The sequence below is a fragment of the Nostoc sp. LPT genome (genome assembly GCF_017115165.1).
In the GTDB taxonomy this organism is placed as follows: Bacteria; Cyanobacteriota; Cyanobacteriia; order Cyanobacteriales; family Nostocaceae; genus Nostoc.
Genome location: NZ_JABXKF010000058.1, coordinates 16,430 through 35,761 on the forward strand (window position 1 = coordinate 16,430; position 19,332 = coordinate 35,761).

The following is a 19,332-nucleotide window of genomic DNA, read 5'->3' on the forward strand; positions in this document are numbered from 1 at the left end:
GTATAAGTAGCCCACGCTCTGCATTCTATTTATTAACTCCGATAACCTTCATAGCAAGAAAGATTATGGTAACGCAACACAATCTTACACCCAGCCAACCTCACTCAAATCCCAGCAACGGTTATAAGGAAACTGATAACGGGCATACCGTTGATGTACCAGCAAAACAGCAAATCACCTTCACTCTAGAAGAATTGCGAACTGAACTGGATCAAGCTGATTGGGTGGAAACAGGGCCATTGCGAGAGAGAATCCGCAAGTTAAAAGAACTGGTAAGTGTGTTGCCATATCAAGACGGAGGAGATGGATTAGAGGTAGAGCAAGTACAGGCGATCGCCAGCAAAATCCGCCAATTTTCCGATCTAGATACCTTGCTGGCCACTGTTGTCATGGAGGTACAAAGCTCACTGCAAGCCGATCGCGTGGTAGTGTATGAGTTTACGAATCCGACGCTGGGGATAGTTGCTGCGGAGGCGATGAGGGATGGCTTTACCCCAATGCTGAAGGAAAAACTGCCTGCCGTCACTTTTGGGTTAGGTTCTGCCAAGCTTTATCAACAAGAAAAATTAGCAGCGATCGCGGATACCTATACTGCTAGCTTGTCCCCTTACCAAAAGCAGCTCGTGGATCGGTTTCAGATCAGAGCTTGTTTGAGTTTGCCGATCTTAGCAAAAGATCGGGTTTGGGGTTTGTTGGTAGTACAGCAATGCACTGCTGCTCGCCAGTGGCAGAATGCTGAAATTCGGTTACTAAAATTAATCGAGCAGGAATTAGAAGTGCAACTGCAAGTTGCCGTGATTCAAGCTACTTTGCAACAAGAAGTGGAAAAAGACCAAATCCTTGTCGGTGTAACAAATAAAATTCTCCAGTCCAAAGATTTGGATACCATCTTTCGCGTTGCCACCCAAGAAGTGCGACAGTCACTAAAATGCGATCGCGTAGCAATCTATCGTTTCAACCCAGATTGGAGTGGGGAATTTGTTGCTGAATCTGTCGGATCTGAGTGGGTTTCTCTGTTAGAAGAACAGCGAAACAACCCAGCAATTGTCAAGAACGTTAACTATTGTAGTGTTAGGAACCTTGCAGACGAAGGAGGACTAGCTGGGACAACAGGGCGATCGCACAGTGCGGATAGCTATATTCAGCACACCCAAGGCAAAACTTTCCATCGCGGACAAATCTATCGAGTCACTAATGATATCTACAGTGCTGGTTTTTCTGACTGCTATCTCAAAGTTTTAGAAACGTATCAAGCTAAAGCATACATTATTGTTGCCATCTTCCAGGGAGAACAGTTGTGGGGCTTGTTCGCAGTCTATCAAAATTCTCAGCCTCGTCAGTGGAAAGATAGTGAAGTTCGACTGATGGTGCAGGTTGCATCTGTGTCTAGTATTGCTATTCAACAGTTGCAATATCAGCAACAACTTTATAACCGCTCTGAGGAGTCAGCCAAACTTGTTGAACGAGAACGTACTGTTTTCGGCATCATTGAAAAGATTGGGCAAGCAACGGATCTACGCACCCTTTTCCGCACTGCAACCCAAGAGTTGCGGCGATTTTTAAAATGCGATCGCGTTGTCGTTTATCAATTTTATCCAGACTGGAGTGGAGAAATTATCGCTGAATCTGTGGCTGCTGGTTGGTCGTCACTGTTGGAGATGCAAGAACAAGACGGCATTTTAAAAACAGGTCTGATATCTTCAGAGCGTTGCCATGTTAAGGATTATGGCTCCCCTGTTAAACTTGATGCCGATACCTATCTGAAGGAAACGCAGGGTGGAATATACACCAAAGGAACACGCTTTCGCAAAGTCAGCGATATTTATGCAGCTGGTTTTTCACCTTGCTATTTAGAAACATTAGAGAAGTTCCAAGCCAAAGCATACATCAATGTTCCCATCTTCCGCGGCGGTAATCTTTGGGGTTTGTTAGCAGCCTATCAAAATTCTGATGTCCGCAAATGGACTGAGGAAGAGGCCGGTGCTTTGTTGCAGATCGCCGAACCGTTGAGTATTGCCCTCCAGCAAGCTGAATATATCGAACAGCTACGGTTAAAAAATATAGAAATGACACAAGTAGCTGAAATCGAAAACGCGCTCGCACGAATGGCGGATAGAGTGCGTCATTCCCAACAGCCAGAAAATATCTACCGCACTACCTTGGTAGAATTGCGGCAGTTGTTCAAATGCGATCGCCTAGCAATATATCGCTTCAACTCTGACTGGAGTGGTGAATTTATTGCTGAATCTGTAGGAAATGATTGGGTGCCTCTGGTTGGCCCCGATATCAGAACCGTATGGGAAGACGAACACCTACAGCAAACCCAAGGCGGGCACTATAGCAACAATGAAACTTTTGTCGTCAATGACATCTATAATGTTGGTCATGCTCAGTGCCACATCGACCTGTTGGAGCAGTTCCAGGTTAAAGCTTACACCATCGCCCCGATTTTTGCTGGAAACAAACTTTGGGGTTTGTTAGGAGCTTATCAGAATAGCGGGCCGCGTCAGTGGAATTCCGAGGAGGTGCGATTACTGACCAAATTGGGCATTCAGTTGGGGTTAAGCGTGCAGCAAGCCGAGTACATCGAACAACTGAGAACGAAAAATGCTGAGTTGGCGCAAGCAGCAGAAGAGGAACAGTTGCTGACAGGGATGGTGGAAAAAATCCGTCAAGCGCAGGATGTAGACACTATTTTTCAGAATGTGCTGCCAAGTTTACGCAAACAACTACAGTGCGATCGCCTCGCAGTATTTCGCTTTAATCCCGACTGGGGTGTGGAGTTTATTGCCGAATCCGTAAAAGATCAATGGCTGTCTTTAGCTGGTTCCGACATGAAAACGATTTGGATGGACGATCACTTACAACAAACTCAGGGTGGACGCTATCGCAATTATGAAACCTTTGTTGTCGATGATATCTACACTATCGGTCATGTTCAGTGCTACCTAGAAATATTAGAAAAAATTCAGGCTAAGGCTTACACCATCGCTCCTATCTTTATTGGAAGCAAACTCTGGGGCTTTTTAGGAGCATACCAAAATACTGGACCTCGGCAGTGGAAATCCAAGGATGTGCAACTGTTGAGAAAACTCGCTGTGCAAATGGGTATAGGCTTGCAACAGGTTGAGTATATCGAACAACTTAAAAAGAAGAATGCAGAGTTAGCACGAACCGCAGAAGGAGAACGAGCGCTGACACGGCTGGCAGAAAAAATTCGCCAAGCTCTTGAGCTAGATACGATTTTCCGCAATGCCCTACCAGAATTGCGATCGCATTTGGAATGCGATCGCCTAGCAGTGTATCGCTTCAATCCAGATTGGGGTGGGGAGTTTATTGCCGAATCCGTAAGTCGTGAATGGGTGGCTTTGGTTGGCCCCGATATTAAGACTGTATGGGAAGACGAACACCTACAACAAACCCAAGGTGGACGCTATCGCAACAACGAGACCTTTGTGATTAATGATATTCACACTGCTGGTCATGCCCAGTGCCACTTGAAAATTCTCGAGCAATTCCAGATTAGAGCCTATATCATCACCCCGATTATTGCCGGAAACAAGCTCTGGGGTTTGTTAGGAGCATATCAGAATAGCGGGCCGCGGCAATGGCAAGATAATGAAGTCAACTTGGTAACGAAAATCGGCACGCAGTTTGGGGTTGCCGTCCAGCAATCGCAATACTTACAACAAACCCTAAGTAAGAATGAGGAACTGATAAAACTGGCAGAACGGGAAGTAGCAAACGCCCGATTTTCTTATCGCCTGCCAAGTCGGTTGACAGAGATGGCCCAAAGTCATGGTAATGTTCTGGAATTTGTCCAGTTTGCCAGCCACGAACTTCGCCAGCTACTCAAAGTAGATCGAGTTGGAGTTTACCGTTTTGAGCCTGATTGGTCTGGAGAATTTGTCGTTGAGTCTGTGAGTGGGGATTGGCCTAAGCTTGTGGGAACTAGCCTTGCCAAAGTTAGAGATACCTATCTCCAGTACAACCAAGGAGGGCGTTATGTCCGCAAAGAAAGTTTGCGGGTTGACAATATATATACTGTCGGTCATGACGAATGTCACATCCAATTGTTAGAAATGTGGGGAACTAAAGCCTACATGATTTCTCCGATTTTTCAAGAAAATCGGCTATGGGGGCTGATGGGAGTCTATCAAAATAGCGCACCGCGTCAGTGGGAGCAATCTGAGGAGGATGTTCTTAACCAAACTAGCGTCCAGATTGGTGTTGCCCTGAATCTTGCAGAGTACCTACAACAGATGCGTATCCAAGAGCAGCAATTAGCAGAAGCAGCAGAGCGCGAACGCACCGCCCGAGAAAAACTGCAACAAGGAGCTATCCGCGTTCTCATGGCTTTGGAACCATCCTTCCGGGGCGATCTCACGGTTCGCGCTCCCCTATCTGAAGATGAAATTGGTACAATTGCCGATGGTTACAACACTACGATCCAAAGTTTGCGCGATTTAGTCCGACAAGTGCAGATTGCTGCTGGTAGAGTGAGTGAAACTTCCAGCAATAACACTACCTCAGTAGTAAAACTATCTGACCAAGCTCAACAGCAGGCAGAACGGCTTGAACACGCTCTGGAACAATTACAAATGATGGTAACTTCCACCCAGGTAGTCGCTGCTGATGCTCAGAAAGTAGGACAGGCGGTTCAAAGAGCTAATAACACCGTCCAAGCTGGTGATTCCTTGATGGAAAGAACCGTAGATGGCATTTTGGAGATTCGGGAAACCGTGTCCGAAACAGCGAAGAAGATTAAACGCCTCGGTGAAGCTTCTCAGAAAATCTCGAAAGTAGTGAGTCTGATTGAAAACTTTGCCACTCAAACTAATTTGCTGGCACTCAATGCTGCGATCGAGGCTACCCGTGCTGGAGAGTATGGCAAAGGCTTTGCGGTGGTTGCAGATGAAGTTCGTTCCTTGGCTTATCAGTCGGCTAGTGCCACCACAGAAATTGAGCGACTCGTGGAAGAAATTCAAAATGGCACCAACGAAGTTACCCAAGCAATGGAAGTAGGGATTAGCCAAGTTGTCCAAGGCTCGAACTTGATCGATGAGACTCGTCATTCCCTGAGTGCGATCGTGGCAGCTACCAACGAAATTGGTGGACTGGTACAAGGAATTACCCAAGCAGTTTCCCATCAAAGTCAGCAATCTCAGATATTGACAGAGGCGATGACGGATGTTTCGGCGATCGCCCGTAAGACTTCAGAAAGTGCCATCCACATTTCCGAGTCTTTTGAGGAACTGCTGATGACTTCACAACAATTGGAAACCAGCGTTAGCCAGTTCAAAGTTGACTAATCTCCCAAAACTGTTATGAACCTCGATCCCGGTAATCAAGAGCAGGTAGAGCAGGCTTTTCTTGCGGAAGCGGCAGAGTTGTTGCAAACCATTGAGCAGAATCTGATCGGTCTACTTGATGAAAAAACAATAGAAAAAGTTCATGCCTTGATGCGAAGCGCCCATACTATCAAAGGGAGTGCTGCCAGTGTTGGGCAGGAAACTATTCAGACAATTGCCCATCATGTGGAAGATGTATTCCAGGCGTTATATGCTCCAGAACTGGAAATCGATCCAGAATTGGGAGCTTTGCTTCTAGATGCTTATGAGTGCCTGCGAACTCCATTGAGTGCAACCTTGATGGGCTTATCCTGCAATGAGGCAGAAATACTCGATCGAACTGCCTCAATCTTCGCCCAACTCCAACATAAACTAGGCGACTTTTTTGGTCGTGAGGCTTTGCTTCCCAGTTCGGAAGAACTTGGCTTTGATGTGGTAGAGTCAATCTTTTCCGGGAGTGTACTCCAGGATTTGCAACACCTGGAAACTGACATTCAAAGCCAAGATCCGCAACAAATTCAAACAACACTCAACTCCCAAGCAGAATTTTTTGCCGAACTAGCAGCATCTTATGGCTTATCTGGATTGGAAGAAATTGCCCAGGCAACCCTAAACGCACTGAATCAGCATCCAGACAAAGTATTGCAAATCGCTCAGGTGGCTTTAGAAAATTTTAAAGCGGCTCAAGCAGCAGTACTTGCAGGCGATCGCACTCAAGGGGGAGAGATATCTCCACAATTGCAAGAATGGGCAGGGCTAACTACTCCTGTCCCAGAACCGCAACAGCAGCCAGTTTCGATAGCTGCCCAACCAACACAAACGACTACAACTGAGAATCAGCCATCCCCCCTCCTCAGTGCGAGCGAAGCGGAATCAATTTGGTCATTTTTCCCGAAGCGGACTGATAACTCCGTACCGAAAGCACCGGAGGTACTGGAACCTATTTCTCAGGATTCGGTGGTAGTCCCCTCGGCCATAGATCGGATTTTACAGTCAATCTGGATCGGAGATCCCAAGACATGTTACCGCTACTCAGACTCAGATCGGCCAGCCTCTCCACCAGCGCCAAGCTTCCAAGGTCAGTCATCACCATCACTTCCCACTATCCGAGTAGCGATAGAACAGCTCGATCGCCTCAGCCACACGATTGGGGAATTGCTAATCAACGAAAACCAACAAAACCTGCAATCTAACCACATCCACAAAGCCGCTCGAGACACTCTACTACAGTTTTTGTACTGTCAACAACAACTTAGTAAAGTTTCTACTTGGTCGGATCGACATCTGCTGCTTCCCGAACGCAAGCAGCGACAGATGCATGGATCTCCAGGCTCAGTTCCAACTGCTGAGGCAAAATCCAATTTTGATGCCTTAGAAATGGATACCTATAGCGAGTTGCACATTCTCCTGCAAAATCTTACAGAAGACATGGTGCAATTAGGAGAACGGATTGAGGCTTTTAATGGCTTAGTTCAGCAATCTCGCTTTAGTCTCGGAAAGCGCAAGCAACTGCTTTCAGGAGCGCAAGAAGATTTGCTGCAAGCCAGAATGGTTCCACTGGGAACAGTATTGAATCGATTTCCCCGGCTGCTGCAACAGATGGTAGCAACTTATCATAAGCCTGTTGAACTCAAGCTTGGCGGTACGAAGGTACTGGTGGATAAAGCCATTTCTGAGCAGCTGTACGATCCCTTGCTGCACATGATTCGCAATGCCTTCGATCACGGCATTGAACCGGTAGAAACCCGCCGCCTGCAGGGTAAACCAGAAACCGGAACAATTACAATTCAAGCCTATCATCAAGGCAACCGCACTACTATTGAGGTACGGGATGATGGTCGAGGCTTTAACTGGGAATCCATTCGTCAGCGAGCTATAGAAAAACGCCTGCTGACTCCCGAACAAGCCGCTGACGCTTCACAAGACCAACTGGCAGAATTATTATTTGAACCAGGCTTTTCTACCGCCAACCAGATTGGTGAGTTATCTGGCCGTGGTATCGGCTTAGATGTCGTTCGCACTCAATTGCAAACTTTACAAGGTTCAATTGTGGTGCGATCGATTTCAGGGCAAGGAACCACCTTCATCCTGCAATTGCCTCTGAGCTTGACAACGGCACGCTTGCTTGTTTGTCAATCTCAAGGTATTACTTATGGCTTGCTGTCTGAAGGAATTAGCCAGGTTTTATTACCGCAGCCAGAGCAGATTCAAGTCCAGCAATCTTTACACGGACAAGGCAGCCAAAAATTCTGGCAGTGGGGAGAAGGGCAAAGTCAGCAACTAGTTCCCATCCGATCGCTTGCCAATTTGCTGGATTACAAATATCCTTTATTCACCCAAGACCAGAATTTAACCCTAAGTCCTTTTCCAGTCAAACAACGGAACACCGTCGAACCTCTGCTGCTGTTGGAAACAGAGCATCAATACCTGTGTTTGCAAGTCGAGCAGATTTTAGTCGAGCAGGAATTAGTAATTAAATCCCTCGGCAGAGTCCTGACTTTACCTAGTTACATCCAAGGCTACAGCGTGTTGGGAAATGGGAGTCTTACCCTAATCGTTGACCCGTTGGAGTTAGTTCGGCAAACTTGGGAGACAGATATGATGCCGACTTCCCCGACATCAAGTCTTGCACTATTGCCTGCGCCTGAGCCTGTTCTTGCTCTAAAGGGGCAGCAATCCGAGCTAACGATAACGCAACCGCAACAACAGCCGATGGAAGTCAATACAGCCGTTACTCAACCTAACCGACTGATGGTGTTAGTGGTGGAAGATTCGGTTGTACAAAGGCAAAGTTTGGTGCAGACGCTCCAGAAAGCCGATTATCAAGTGTTGCAAGCAGGCGATGGTCGAGAGGCGATCGCGCAAATGCTGCAACACGGTGATGTTGATTTAGTGATTTGTGACATTGAAATGCCGCAGATGAATGGATTTGAGTTTTTAGAACACCGTCGCCAAGACGAGCGTTTGTCCGGGATTCCTGTGGTGATGCTGACTACCCGTAGTGGACAGAAGCACCGCCAATTAGCTTTAGCTCTAGGAGCGAAAGCTTACCTGACCAAACCCTATTCAGAACAGAACTTCCTAGCCACGATCGCCGAACTGGTTAATACCCCTAATACCAATTCTCTAAAATGAGGCAACACATTCAAACCCCGAAAGCCATGCCATATCTGACTTTCTTAATTACGAATTACGAATTGCGAATTACGAATTACGAATTGCGAATTGGTATTTATGCTTAACACTCCCTTTCCGTTTAAGCGATTATCTGGCGCTGTGAGCGAACGCGACTCACTGCGAGTCCTTGTTTTTGCGATCGCAGACTATTTATTTGCCCTGCCAGTTGGTGCAGTTCTCAAGGTGATGGCTTGTCCCCCTATTAGCAGCAGTACGGTTGAAAGTGGTATCGGGATGGTTGATTTGGGAACGCAAACCATTACGATTGTGGACTTGCGCCAGAAGTTCATTCCGCAAGTACAAGCCCAACAGGCGCACCAAGTTCTCTCTGCGGTTGACACTTCCGGGCGCTTTTTACTTCTGACTCAAACCCGGACTGGGGAAATTTGTGGCATTCCTGTGGATAAGCCCCCTGCCTTAATTGATATTCCTTTGTCAGCAGTGCGTCCGGTGCCGTGGTCTTATCGGCAAGTAGCGGAGTTAAGCTGTGTTAGCCACATGGCTGTTTTGTCTGTAGCACCAAACGAGGAACCACTCAAAGTACTTCTTTTAGGCATGAGCCAGATATTGGCTGATAAGTTGGGGTTGCCCGGAACAACCCCAACCTTGGCTCCTGGGCTGACATCAGGCGAACAACGGCAAAGATTTCTCCGTTTTTCCTTGGGGAATCAAGGAAGTGGATTGCTACCATTCCACTCATTAGTGGACATTATTCATCTCGCTAGCCAAGAAATTTCCCCAGCCCCGGCCTTACCAAGTTGGATTTTAGGTTTCTATAATTGGCAAGGACAGATGCTGCGGCTGGTTGACTTGGAACATTTGCTTGGTTATGCGCCACTTTTGAAGCGGCAGTCACGACCAGAAAAGCCAATGGTTCTGGTTCTCGAACTGCAAAATCAGGTAGTCGGGTTTTTGGTGGCTCATGTCTACGATGTAGAGTGGCAGGATTTACAGCAAGCACAATCGGCACCAACCGACTTTTCCCCAAACAAACTGCTAAATTTTGTTCGAGGTATTCTGCCAGGCGATCGCTGGATTTTAGACACCAGAGCGATCGCCCAGACATTGCAATGGCAAACCCACTGATTTAACTTGATGCTGCCAAGGAGTTTTCTGTGACAATCGCAACCTTAGACCCTAATTCTGAAACCCAGCCTGTTGAAAATGAAATCCAGATAGAAGTAATTTTGGCTAATGTGGCTGTAATCAAAGCAGTCTTTCAATCTGCTAAGGGGCCAAAGGTCGCTCAATTGCAGCAGAAAGTAAGTCAAATCGAAACTTTTATCCAAGCTTTGGCTAAGGATTCGCCCAGTGACAATGATGAAAATGTTCGAGGGGCTTTTCAGCTCCAGCGAGAACAACTTGCGGCGATCGAGCGACAAATGCAGCAAACAAAAGGTCAAACCGCACTTTTGGAGGTTACAGTCACCGCCCTGCGAGATGCTCTCAACGCCGATCGCGTCTTGATTTATCGTTTTGAGGAAGATAATCGCTCTCGAGCGATCGCTGAAGCCATACAACCGGGTTGGACATCCTTGCTCAACCAATCCCTTCCGATAAATTTGTTTGTTACTACCGATGTTGGCGACGGACAACACTCGCTCAACAACCTAACTGAAGTATTAGAATTAACTCCACGCCAACAGCAATTTTGGCAACGCTTTCAGGTGCAAGCTAGTCTGTGCTTGCCCTTGATTGTCAAACAACAGCCTTGGGGTTTTTTAGTTATTCATCATTGCCTTCAACCCCGACAATCGCAGGAAGCAGAGCGCAGTTTGCTGCAACAAGTAGGAATGATGTTGACAATTAACTTGCACTGGGCTGAAATAGTAACTCCACCTGCTCAACAGCTGTCATCGCCTCCCCAAAAGGCTGAATCCTGTGATCGGTCACAGTTACTAGTGCCATTTCAGCAGGTGAGCCAGGCTGTACAAGCAGGAGCCAGAATCGCCGAGCAGGAGCGCGAGCATTTAATGTCTATTCAAGATACTGTTGCTATTACTAATAAACAGCTGCAATACCTTGGTGAATTTTGCCAGCAAGCTTCTGGCTTTGTTCGCCTTGTGGAAGGCTTGAGTACCAAAATTCAGATTTTGTCTCTGAATACAACTATCGAAGCAACAAAAGCTAGCGACCAGGAACGAGGTTTGCTAGCTGCTGCCGAACAAGTGGAAATTCTCGCCCGTCAAGCCCGCGATAGCACCCTAAATATAGAGGAATGGTTCCAAGAACTCCAGGTGGGAGCAACAGACGTTGCTTCTGCTATCGAACCGTGCGATCGCCAAATCAGTGCTGGGCTGGAGTCAATCGCGCAAATCCAGGAGCAATTCAGAGCGATCGCCGACATCGCTGCTTGTACCCTCAAATCAATATCGAAGCCATAGAATTGTCACAAACCCCATAGAAACTGAGAGTTGTTTTCATGAGTACCGATTTTGTCCCCCAACCGCAGAACGACGATCGCTTTGTAGAAGAAGCGATCGATCTGTTACTGTTCTTGGAGCAGGAGTTGCCTAACTATACGAAAGACAGTAACCCTGGTACAGCTTTGGCTCTCATGGAAGCTGCTCGCTCTCTGCATTCGATTGCCATAGCAGCCGAGCTAGATGCCATTGCCATAGTTGCGGCTGCATTAGAAGAGATTTTTCAGCTTTTACATCAGTATCGGGCAACTGTCAACGCCTCAATCGCCTCCCTGTTGTCGGAAGGATTAGATTGCCTACAGATGCTGCTGATGGCATTTTTAACAGCCTCGCAAATTGACGAAGTAGAAATTCTGGAGCGGATGTCTGCCATTGTTGCTCGTCTACAAGCAGAGTTTGGCGATCGCCAACAAAGCGTTATCCCCCAGGAAACAAACCTTGAAACATCGATAGAGCAACCGCAGGAATATCAACCAGTTATTCAGTTTGGCGATCGCTTGACCGAGGTAGAATCTTCTGCATCTCTACCAGAGCAAGTTATGGTTAAAGATAAGGAAAACCCGAACAGAGAACTAATAAGTGAAGCTGGCAGCCTTTGTTACGTAGATACCGAGCAGCTTCTTGCCAAGGTAGGGGAACTAGCAAACCCGAAGGAGTATGGGGAAGGAGATTTTCATGCTTGGTTGGGGGATTTTTCCCTGCCTACTGAAACTTCTGTTGCATCCCTAGTTAAATCTTTTCCTGATCGCCATCCACTCTCTTTGCAAGAATCCATTTCTACCATTGTTGCAACAAGTATTCCAACCGCTACACCCATCAATATTAAGCATCTCGAACAACTAAACACGCTAGTTGCAACATTATTAACTACATATAATCAGCAAGCCTGTCAGGAAGAACAACAACAACAGACGATCGGGCGGTTGCTCCGACAAGTTAAACGATTACAACACCTGCTGGATAATCTACAGGAATGGTCAGGACGTTTAGCAGCAATTTCAGATACCCTTTCTCCGCTAGCTGCTTCTAGCTCTCAGCAATTATACAGTACTTTTCAATCTGTTTTGGCCCAAGCGTCTCAGGTGGCATCAACTGTTCATTCCCTCAATAACAATCATCATCAACTCAAACAAGAACTGATACAGCAGGAAAAGTTGCTTAACCATTCTTCCAATTTAGTCAAAACAGTTACAACTATTCCTTTAAAAGTAGCCTTAGAACCGTTGCATCGGCTTTGGTCTGAGTTACAAGCTCTACAAGATAAGTCTGCTAGACTACATTTACAAATTAGCGATATCCAAGTTGCTCGGGTATTTAGCGATCGCCTCCATGCTCTTTTGTTGCATATAAGTTGCTATTTACTAGAGCAAAGTATTGAGTCTTGCCAAACACGCCAACAGCTAGGTAAAAATAGCAACGGTATTATTGAAATTCAAGTTTACCAGCAGGGAAATCAACTGATTATTGATGGCTGTGATGATGGTGCAGGACTTAACTTATCTCAAATTTATCAACAAGCTTCAGCCCAAGGACTCGTCCTGACAAAACCAGAGGATATCTTACAAGAACTAGTACTTGAACCAGAGGTTTCATCTGTTTTATGCGATCGTGCTGCCTTAGAGTTAGGAGTAGAATTAACTGAAGTTTGCAAGCAATTAACAGCTATTCAGGGAAGAATAGTATTGAAGTCTAAAGCTGGACATGGTACAGCCTTCTCGCTCCAAATTCCCCTCGATCAAAAAATTGCTCAACTTATCGTCTGTCAAGCTAACTCCAGAGTCTATGCATTTATTGCCGATTCTGTAGAGCAGATTTGTCTATCCCAGTCGGAACAAATTATCCAAACTCAAGCGGGACGCATGTTATTTTTGCAGTCTTCTGGCAGATCCAGTGGCTTCCTTGGTTGTGCTCATGAGCATCTAACAACAGAAATGCTCGTCCCTATCCACTTATTGACTGATGTGCTGACTTGTCCTAACCACCTTCCCACCTCAGTTACTACTTACAGCACAGATACACTAAATGCTTTCAAACAGGATAAGCCTTTATTAGTATTTCGTTACTTAGACAAACGATGTGCTTTAGAATTAGATTGCATCATCGGCAAGCAATTCTCTACGATCCATCCTCTGGGGGAAGCAATCCCAGTTGCTGCTTATATCCAAGGAACTAGCATTCTTGCCAATGGGCAACTTAGCCTGGTTTTGGATGGTCGCCTTCTCACAAAATCTCTCACTTGAACTAGCCACGTAAAACCGGCGATCGTCACAAGTCCTGTGAGATTGTGCTTGTAACACGCACTCCCAAGTAATAGACGTGAGCAAAAAGAGGGGCTTCGGCATTCCTTGGCAACCGCGCCAGAACAGTGGCAAGACAACACCGATCCGCGTACCTATTGCGCTCAAAGATGACATTTTGGCTTACGCTAGAGCGGTAGATTCTAAAACGTCTCTGACAGGAGAAGCGATCGCAGTGCTTATCGAAATTTTGGGTTTAAAACCCCGTCCTAAAGGAGCGGCTTTTCAAGATCCTTGAATATATTTTTTAAGAACTTCGAGTGGCGCACCACCAACAGAAGACACGAAGTAGCTAGGACTCCACAGGGCTTGTTTGCTATAGGGTTTTGGGTATCCGGCTTGACCGTACCTACGACTAGATACCCCTTTTAGTGCATTAACAATTTGAGATATTGAGAGCTTGGGCGGAAACTCAATTAATGCGTGAATGTGGTCAGATTCTCCGTTAAATTCAAGTACATTAAAATTCATCTTTTTTGACACTTCTATAAATGACGTGTGGATTAGTTCAAGGCTTTCAGCAGTAAAAATCTTCCTTCTATACTTAGTGATGCAGACCAAATGTATTTTTAGGTCTGAAACACTATGCCTTTCATGTCTTAAACTACTTGTCATTTTTGACTGACCAATATAGAATATTTTAGCAAACCAATTTTAGCACAAGGAATGAAAACTAGGTATCAGTATAGATTTTACCCAACAGACCAACAAGGACAGAGTTTAGCTCAGTTGTTTGGTTGTGTTCGGGTCGTCTGGAATGATGCTTTAGCTTTTTGCAAGCAGTCTGAAAAATTACCGGGATACAACAAACTCTCGGCAATACTCACTCAAGCGAAAAAGACTGATGAGAGAAAATGGCTATCTGATGTTTCTTCAGTGCCATTACAGCAGTCTCTTAGGCATTTAGATGTTGCTTACAAAAACTTTTTCAATTCTCGTAATGGGAAAAAAAAGGGTGGTAAAATTGGCGCACCAAGATTTAAGAAGAAAACTAACTCGCAGTCTGCTGAGTTTACTAAAGCAGCGTTTTCCATCACAGAAGGAGAGGTATATCTCGCTAAAATTGGAGCAATGAAGCCAATTTGGTCAAGAGAATTACCATCTGAACCTAGTTCAGTCACAGTAATTAAGGATTGCGCTAATCGCTATTTTTTGAGTTTTGTGGTAGAGGTTCAACCTATTCTTGCTGCTGCTAAAAACCAAAGTATCGGTATTGATTTGGGATTAAAAACTTTTGCTGTAATAAGCAACGGAGAAAAGGCTCTCAGCCCTAACTATTCAAAGTGTGACCGCAAAATTCGTAAATTACAGCGAAAACTAGCGCGTCAACATAAAGGCTCAAAAAGAAGAAATAGAACTCGTGTAAGAATTGCTAAAATACACAACCAAATTTCCGATACTAGAAAAGACTTTTTACATAAGCTGTCAACCAAGATAATTAACGATAACCAAGTAATTGTTTTGGAAGATTTAAACGTATCAGGAATGGTAAAAAATCGTAGGCTATCTAGGGTGATTAGTTTGCAAGGATGGCGAGAATTTAGAATCCAATGCGCGGCCAAATCAGAAAAGTTTACCCGTGATTTCCGAGTAATAGACAGATGGCAACCAACAAGCCAAATATGCTCATGCTGTGGTTTTCGTTGGGGGAAAATTGACCTATCTGTTCGCTCAATACTTTGCTTGAGTTGCGGTACTGAGCAAGAAAGAGATGAAAATGCTTCCAAAAACATAGAGATGGTCGGGATGGGGCATCGCCACGATCTTAAACGGACAGGGAGTGACTATAAGACTGTTTCGACAGCGAGTTACTGTGAACTGTCAAGTGTTTCTCCGACCTTCAAGGTCGGTGAGTATGTCAAAGTCGTAGATAAGATAAGAGAGTAACATGCTCCTCACACACAAGTAGCAATGACCTCAACCCTGCAGAAATTTCCTCGTCTCAATGCTCCGACGCTGCACAAGTTGCCCAATGGTTTGACAATCATTGCTGAGCAAATGCCAGTTGAAGCCGTAAACCTCAACTTATGGATAAAAGTTGGTTCTGCTGTCGAACCTGATGCCATTAACGGCATGGCTCACTTTTTAGAACACATGATTTTTAAGGGAACAGAACAACTAGCTAGCGGCGAATTTGAACGTCGAATTGAAGAGCGGGGTGCTGTCACCAATGCTGCTACTAGCCAGGACTATACTCATTACTATATAACTACTGCCCCCAAAGATTTTGCCGAGCTTGCGCCACTACAAATAGATGTAGTATCAAATGCGAGTATTCCTAATGATGCCTTTGAACGTGAGCGATTGGTAGTTTTGGAAGAAATTAGGCGTTCAGAGGATAATCCCCAACGGCGGACATTTCGGCGGGCGATGGAGACGGCCTTTGATTATCTACCCTATCGCCGTGCAGTATTGGGACCAGAATCGGTGATTGCCGAACTTAAACCTCAGCAGATGCGAGATTTTCATACTAATTGGTATCAACCCCAGTCAATTACTGCCGTAGCTGTGGGCAATTTGCCCGTAGAAGAATTAATTGCAACTGTTGCAGAAGGATTTACAAAAGTCATTCCCCATTACCCCTTATCCCCAGAGGGGACGCCACCTTCCCCACTCTCCAGTACAGACGCGATTAATCGTGTCTCTGCCCACTCCCCACTGAATCCTGAATCAGCATTTACAGAAATTGTTCGTCGAAAATTTATCGATGAAAGTCTGCAACAAGCAAGGCTAGTAATGGTTTGGCGGGTTCCAGGAATGACTCAGTTAGATCGCACCTATGGATTGGATATTTTAGCCGGAATTTTGGGCCACGGACGGACATCAAGATTAGTGAGGGATTTACGAGAAGAACGGGGATTAGTTTCTTCGATTTCTGTGAGCAACATGAGCAACGAACTGCAAGGGATATTTTATATTTCAGCTAAATGTGCTGTAGAAAATTTAGCTGCTGTAGAGGATGCGATCGCTCAACACATTGGCAAAATACAAACAGAGTTGGTAACAGAATCAGAAATAGCTCGCGTGCAGCGACGAGTAGCCAACAGATTTATATTTAGTAACGAAACACCAAGCGATCGCTCTGGGTTGTATGGTTATTATCAATCTTTGGTGGGAGATTTGGAACCCGCTTTTAACTACCCAGCGATTATTCAGAGCCAAGATGCAACAAACTTGATGCAAGCAGCCAAAGAGTATCTATCTCCAGATGCTTATGGTGTAGTTTTCGTCAAGCCGTAAATTAAGTATGGGGAATGGGGCAAAACAGTTCCGAGTTTCGAGTTCCTCGGCAAGCGAGTAAAGAAGTGAGATTCCCCACTCAGCACTCTAAGCCGAGGCACTCCTGAAGGGCATGGGGCATGGGGCATGGAGAAGAGGAAAATAATTAATTCGGACTTACGCAAAAACTCTCTAGAATTTTTATTACTTCTCTGCGAGACGCTACACGAACGTGTCCTTTGCGTCTTTTGCGGTTCGTTTTTTCATAATTTTGCGTAAGTTCTATTAATAACCAATACCCAATGCCCAGTTACTAATCTAAAATCCAAAATCCAAAATTGCATGATGTGGACTCAAATCGACACCCATATTAGCCAGGTGACTGGCGAAAAATTTCAAAGTCAGCAACGGCGATCGGTTGGTGGCGGGTGTATCAACCAAGGTTATGCTGTTTCCAATGGTGAGATAACCTACTTCCTCAAGCTAAACCAGGCATCCCAAGTTGCGATGTTTGAAGCTGAGGCGTTGGGTTTAGAGCAAATGCTAGCAACAGCTAGTATTCGCGTTCCCAAACCAATTTGCTGGGGTACTGCTGATAATTCTAGCTACATCATCCTGGAATGGTTAGAACTTGGTAGCAGTAATACTAAATCCTGGGAAGAAATGGGGCGCAAATTGGCAGCAATGCACAAATCTCCCAGCAGTCAAGGTTTTGGTTGGAAAATTAACAATACCATTGGTTCCACACCCCAAATCAATACTTGGACAGCAGACTGGGTGGAATTTTATGTTAAACATCGCCTGGGTTATCAATTTCAATTAGCAAGGCGGCGGGGAGGTAATTTCCCTAAAGAAGATAAGTTATTAGCGGCGATTCCTGAATTGTTGGCAAATCGTCAAGTGCAACCTTCCTTGGTACATGGCGATTTATGGGGCGGAAATGCTGGGTGTACTGCGTCGGGAGAACCAGTGATATTCGATCCAGCAACTTATTTTGCAGATAGAGAAGTTGATATCGCCATGACAGAATTATTTGGTGGTTTCCCAGCAGCATTTTATAAAGGTTACAACGAGGTATTGCCGTTAGATGCAGGCTATGAGCAGAGAAAAACGCTCTATAACCTGTATCACATTCTGAATCACTTCAATTTATTTGGCGGCGGTTATGGTTCGCAAGCCAACCGGATGATTGACCAGATTTTGCGCTAAGTAGAAGATTGCAGAAACACATGAACACACGATTAGTTGATTCACTGCTGCAAATCATCACCTCCCTCACTCTGGAAGAACGTCTTTTACTGCAAGAACGGCTCAACAGTTTGGCAATTCAATTAACTCCAGATGTTTGTGGTGGGCAACCACGCATTCGCAACACCCGCATTCCTGTGTGGACACTAGTAGCTTTTCGCCAGCAAGGAGCAGATGATGCAGAATTGCTGCGTAATTATCCCACCCTCACCAATGATGATTTAACAACAGCATGGGCATACTACGCACAGCACGAGGAAGAATTAAATCGTGTGCTGGCTGTTATCAATGAGGACGATAATGCTTAAGCTTTACTCCAATGAGAACTTTCCAATGGATATGGTGCTAGAACTCCGCCAGCGTGGTTATGATGTCCTCACCTCCCAAGAAGCCGGACAAGCTAATCAAGGAATCCCAGATGAATATGTTCTTACCTTTGCAACCCAAAACCAGCGAGTCGTTATCACCCTCAATCGTGAGGACTTTATCGCCCTACACCGTAGCGGGATTTCTCACCAAGGCATAATCGTTTGTAAAACTGATAGAGACTACACAGGATGAAACACACGCTCTCTACGCCCATCTGCAACAAACAGAGGACTTGAAAAATCGCCTCATTCAAGTTAAAAAGCAGAATCAGCCCAAATCTAGCCAGCAAGTTTTCGTCATTCAGGAATATTAACTAGATAATTAACAGAGCAGGCTTTTCGACCTACCCCACAAGACTTAACTCCTAGTTTCGATATCGTATAACTGGCATAAGGTGAGGAGTTTTTGTTTGAGGCGATCGCGCACATTTTCAGGTAATATCACTACACAATCTGGCGCATACTGCATGACTTCGCGGCTAAACCAAAATGTACTAGATACTCGCCTGACAACTCGCCGGACTCGCGCTTTATCTGGTAGCCATTCATTAATATTGTCTTCTGGTTTAGCTTGATAGGCAAAAGCCAAGCCAGCAAATAAGTGCATCTCGACTTCGATCCGATCTAAATTTGAGTGCCACTCCCCCTCAATTGGTACGATTGCTGCTTCAGGGATGCGGTCTAGACGTAAGCACCAATTATGAATCAGTTCTGGTAAGTCCTGATTACCTTCCGTCTCATCACACCAACAGTCTAAATATTGTCGTCGCTCGTGCAAAGTAATTTGAGCATAACGAATACTGAAGCTCCAAAAGCGATCAGCAGCGTCGTGGTAGGAAATCTGAAAGGGTTGCTGGCGAAGGATATAACGCTCAATTTCCATCTGCCAAGGTGGAGGCGGAGTTTTTAAGAAACGTTCTATTTGTTTTCGTAGAGGAAGAGAAACTTCACTACGTTCTAAGAGCAAACTAGCAATGACTTGGGCCTCTTCAAGCTGTCCTGTATCCGTTAAGGTTTGGATAGCCTGGGCTAATACTCGAATACGGTTTTCTGACCAGTTGTTATTTGGGGCAACTAGAAATTGCTGACGAGCGATCGCTTCTACCAATGCAGAAATATTCGGCCGCTCACCCCGCATCACACCTAACTCACGAGCGATCGCTTCAAGCTGAGATTTGTCTTCGTCAGAAATAGACAAAGTAATGGACTGACCTTTGCGGCTCATTAGCACTCCTTTTGCCTCCTACAC

At 45.4% G+C, this 19,332-nt stretch carries 13 protein-coding genes; 11 read left to right on the forward strand and 2 right to left on the reverse strand.

Translation table 11 applies throughout. The annotated features are described in order from the left end of the window. Window positions 1-65 precede the first annotated feature (65 nt). The 6 genes from HWQ58_RS13845 to HWQ58_RS13870 all read left to right on the forward strand — a co-directional run bounded on the left by HWQ58_RS13845 (window position 66) and on the right by HWQ58_RS13870 (window position 13,486). Complete coding sequence (locus HWQ58_RS13845) at window positions 66-5,312, forward strand: GAF domain-containing protein (RefSeq protein ID WP_292863138.1); 5,247 nt, start codon at window positions 66-68, stop codon at window positions 5,310-5,312. Between the two features lie 15 nt (window positions 5,313-5,327). After that, window positions 5,328-8,486 carry a hybrid sensor histidine kinase/response regulator gene (locus HWQ58_RS13850; RefSeq protein ID WP_292863141.1) on the forward strand — a complete coding sequence of 1,053 codons (3,159 nt, stop codon included), beginning with the start codon at window positions 5,328-5,330 and terminating at the stop codon, window positions 8,484-8,486. 99 nt (window positions 8,487-8,585) lie between these two features. After that, complete coding sequence (locus tag HWQ58_RS13855; protein ID WP_292863144.1) at window positions 8,586-9,614, forward strand: chemotaxis protein CheW; 1,029 nt, start codon at window positions 8,586-8,588, stop codon at window positions 9,612-9,614. Window positions 9,615-9,643: 29 nt separating this feature from the next. After that, window positions 9,644-10,912 carry a GAF domain-containing protein gene (locus tag HWQ58_RS13860; protein ID WP_292863147.1) on the forward strand — a complete coding sequence of 423 codons (1,269 nt, stop codon included), beginning with the start codon at window positions 9,644-9,646 and terminating at the stop codon, window positions 10,910-10,912. Window positions 10,913-10,950: 38 nt separating this feature from the next. After that, on the forward strand, window positions 10,951-13,191 hold the full coding sequence (locus tag HWQ58_RS13865; RefSeq protein ID WP_292863150.1) for a hypothetical protein: 2,241 nt from the start codon (window positions 10,951-10,953) through the stop codon (window positions 13,189-13,191). A 76-nt stretch (window positions 13,192-13,267) separates the two neighbouring features. Further along, entirely contained in the window at window positions 13,268-13,486 is a 219-nt protein-coding gene (locus HWQ58_RS13870; RefSeq protein ID WP_292863153.1) for a hypothetical protein, read from the forward strand. Here the strand turns inward: HWQ58_RS13870 and tnpA are convergent. Then, window positions 13,474-13,863, reverse strand: a complete 390-nt coding sequence (tnpA, locus tag HWQ58_RS13875) for an IS200/IS605 family transposase (RefSeq protein ID WP_292863156.1) — start codon at window positions 13,861-13,863, stop codon at window positions 13,474-13,476. The genes HWQ58_RS13870 and tnpA overlap by 13 nt on opposite strands. A 51-nt stretch (window positions 13,864-13,914) precedes the next feature. Here tnpA and HWQ58_RS13880 point away from each other — a divergent pair, with 51 nt between their 5' ends. The 5 genes from HWQ58_RS13880 (at window position 13,915) to HWQ58_RS13900 (ending at window position 18,276) form a co-directional block, all read left to right on the forward strand. Further along, the gene (locus HWQ58_RS13880) at window positions 13,915-15,135 is read left to right on the forward strand and encodes a transposase (protein ID WP_292863159.1); all 1,221 of its coding nucleotides are present in this window, start codon (window positions 13,915-13,917) and stop codon (window positions 15,133-15,135) included. 24 nt (window positions 15,136-15,159) lie between these two features. Next, window positions 15,160-16,488 (forward strand): pitrilysin family protein, encoded by a 1,329-nt coding sequence (locus HWQ58_RS13885; RefSeq protein WP_292863162.1) that lies wholly within the window; start codon window positions 15,160-15,162, stop codon window positions 16,486-16,488. A gap of 324 nt (window positions 16,489-16,812) precedes the next feature. Further along, complete coding sequence (locus HWQ58_RS13890; protein ID WP_292863252.1) at window positions 16,813-17,676, forward strand: fructosamine kinase family protein; 864 nt, start codon at window positions 16,813-16,815, stop codon at window positions 17,674-17,676. Window positions 17,677-17,696: 20 nt separating this feature from the next. Next, window positions 17,697-18,023, forward strand: coding sequence for a DUF433 domain-containing protein (locus HWQ58_RS13895; RefSeq protein WP_292863164.1), 327 nt, complete (start codon window positions 17,697-17,699; stop codon window positions 18,021-18,023). Between the two features lie 25 nt (window positions 18,024-18,048). Next, window positions 18,049-18,276, forward strand: a complete 228-nt coding sequence (locus tag HWQ58_RS13900; protein WP_292863167.1) for a DUF5615 family PIN-like protein — start codon at window positions 18,049-18,051, stop codon at window positions 18,274-18,276. A 165-nt stretch (window positions 18,277-18,441) separates the two neighbouring features. On the opposite strand, the gene HWQ58_RS13905 is transcribed toward HWQ58_RS13900, so the two are convergent. After that, window positions 18,442-19,308: a WYL domain-containing protein gene (locus tag HWQ58_RS13905; protein WP_292863170.1), complete on the reverse strand. Its 867-nt coding sequence runs from the start codon at window positions 19,306-19,308 to the stop codon at window positions 18,442-18,444. Window positions 19,309-19,332: the final 24 nt, after the last annotated feature.

Bases quoted from the DNA above. Each gene is read 5' to 3' on its own strand.
- HWQ58_RS13855 (WP_292863144.1), top strand. From the start codon at position 8,586: ATGCTTAACACTCCCTTTCCGTTTAAGCGATTATCTGGCGCTGTGAGC.
- HWQ58_RS13905 (WP_292863170.1), bottom strand. From the start codon at position 19,308: ATGAGCCGCAAAGGTCAGTCCATTACTTTGTCTATTTCTGACGAAGAC.
- HWQ58_RS13845 (WP_292863138.1), top strand. From the start codon at position 66: ATGGTAACGCAACACAATCTTACACCCAGCCAACCTCACTCAAATCCC.
- HWQ58_RS13865 (WP_292863150.1), top strand. From the start codon at position 10,951: ATGAGTACCGATTTTGTCCCCCAACCGCAGAACGACGATCGCTTTGTA.
- HWQ58_RS13890 (WP_292863252.1), top strand. From the start codon at position 16,813: ATGTGGACTCAAATCGACACCCATATTAGCCAGGTGACTGGCGAAAAA.
- tnpA (WP_292863156.1), bottom strand. From the start codon at position 13,863: ATGACAAGTAGTTTAAGACATGAAAGGCATAGTGTTTCAGACCTAAAA.
- HWQ58_RS13880 (WP_292863159.1), top strand. From the start codon at position 13,915: ATGAAAACTAGGTATCAGTATAGATTTTACCCAACAGACCAACAAGGA.
- HWQ58_RS13895 (WP_292863164.1), top strand. From the start codon at position 17,697: ATGAACACACGATTAGTTGATTCACTGCTGCAAATCATCACCTCCCTC.
- HWQ58_RS13885 (WP_292863162.1), top strand. From the start codon at position 15,160: ATGACCTCAACCCTGCAGAAATTTCCTCGTCTCAATGCTCCGACGCTG.
- HWQ58_RS13900 (WP_292863167.1), top strand. From the start codon at position 18,049: ATGGATATGGTGCTAGAACTCCGCCAGCGTGGTTATGATGTCCTCACC.
- HWQ58_RS13850 (WP_292863141.1), top strand. From the start codon at position 5,328: ATGAACCTCGATCCCGGTAATCAAGAGCAGGTAGAGCAGGCTTTTCTT.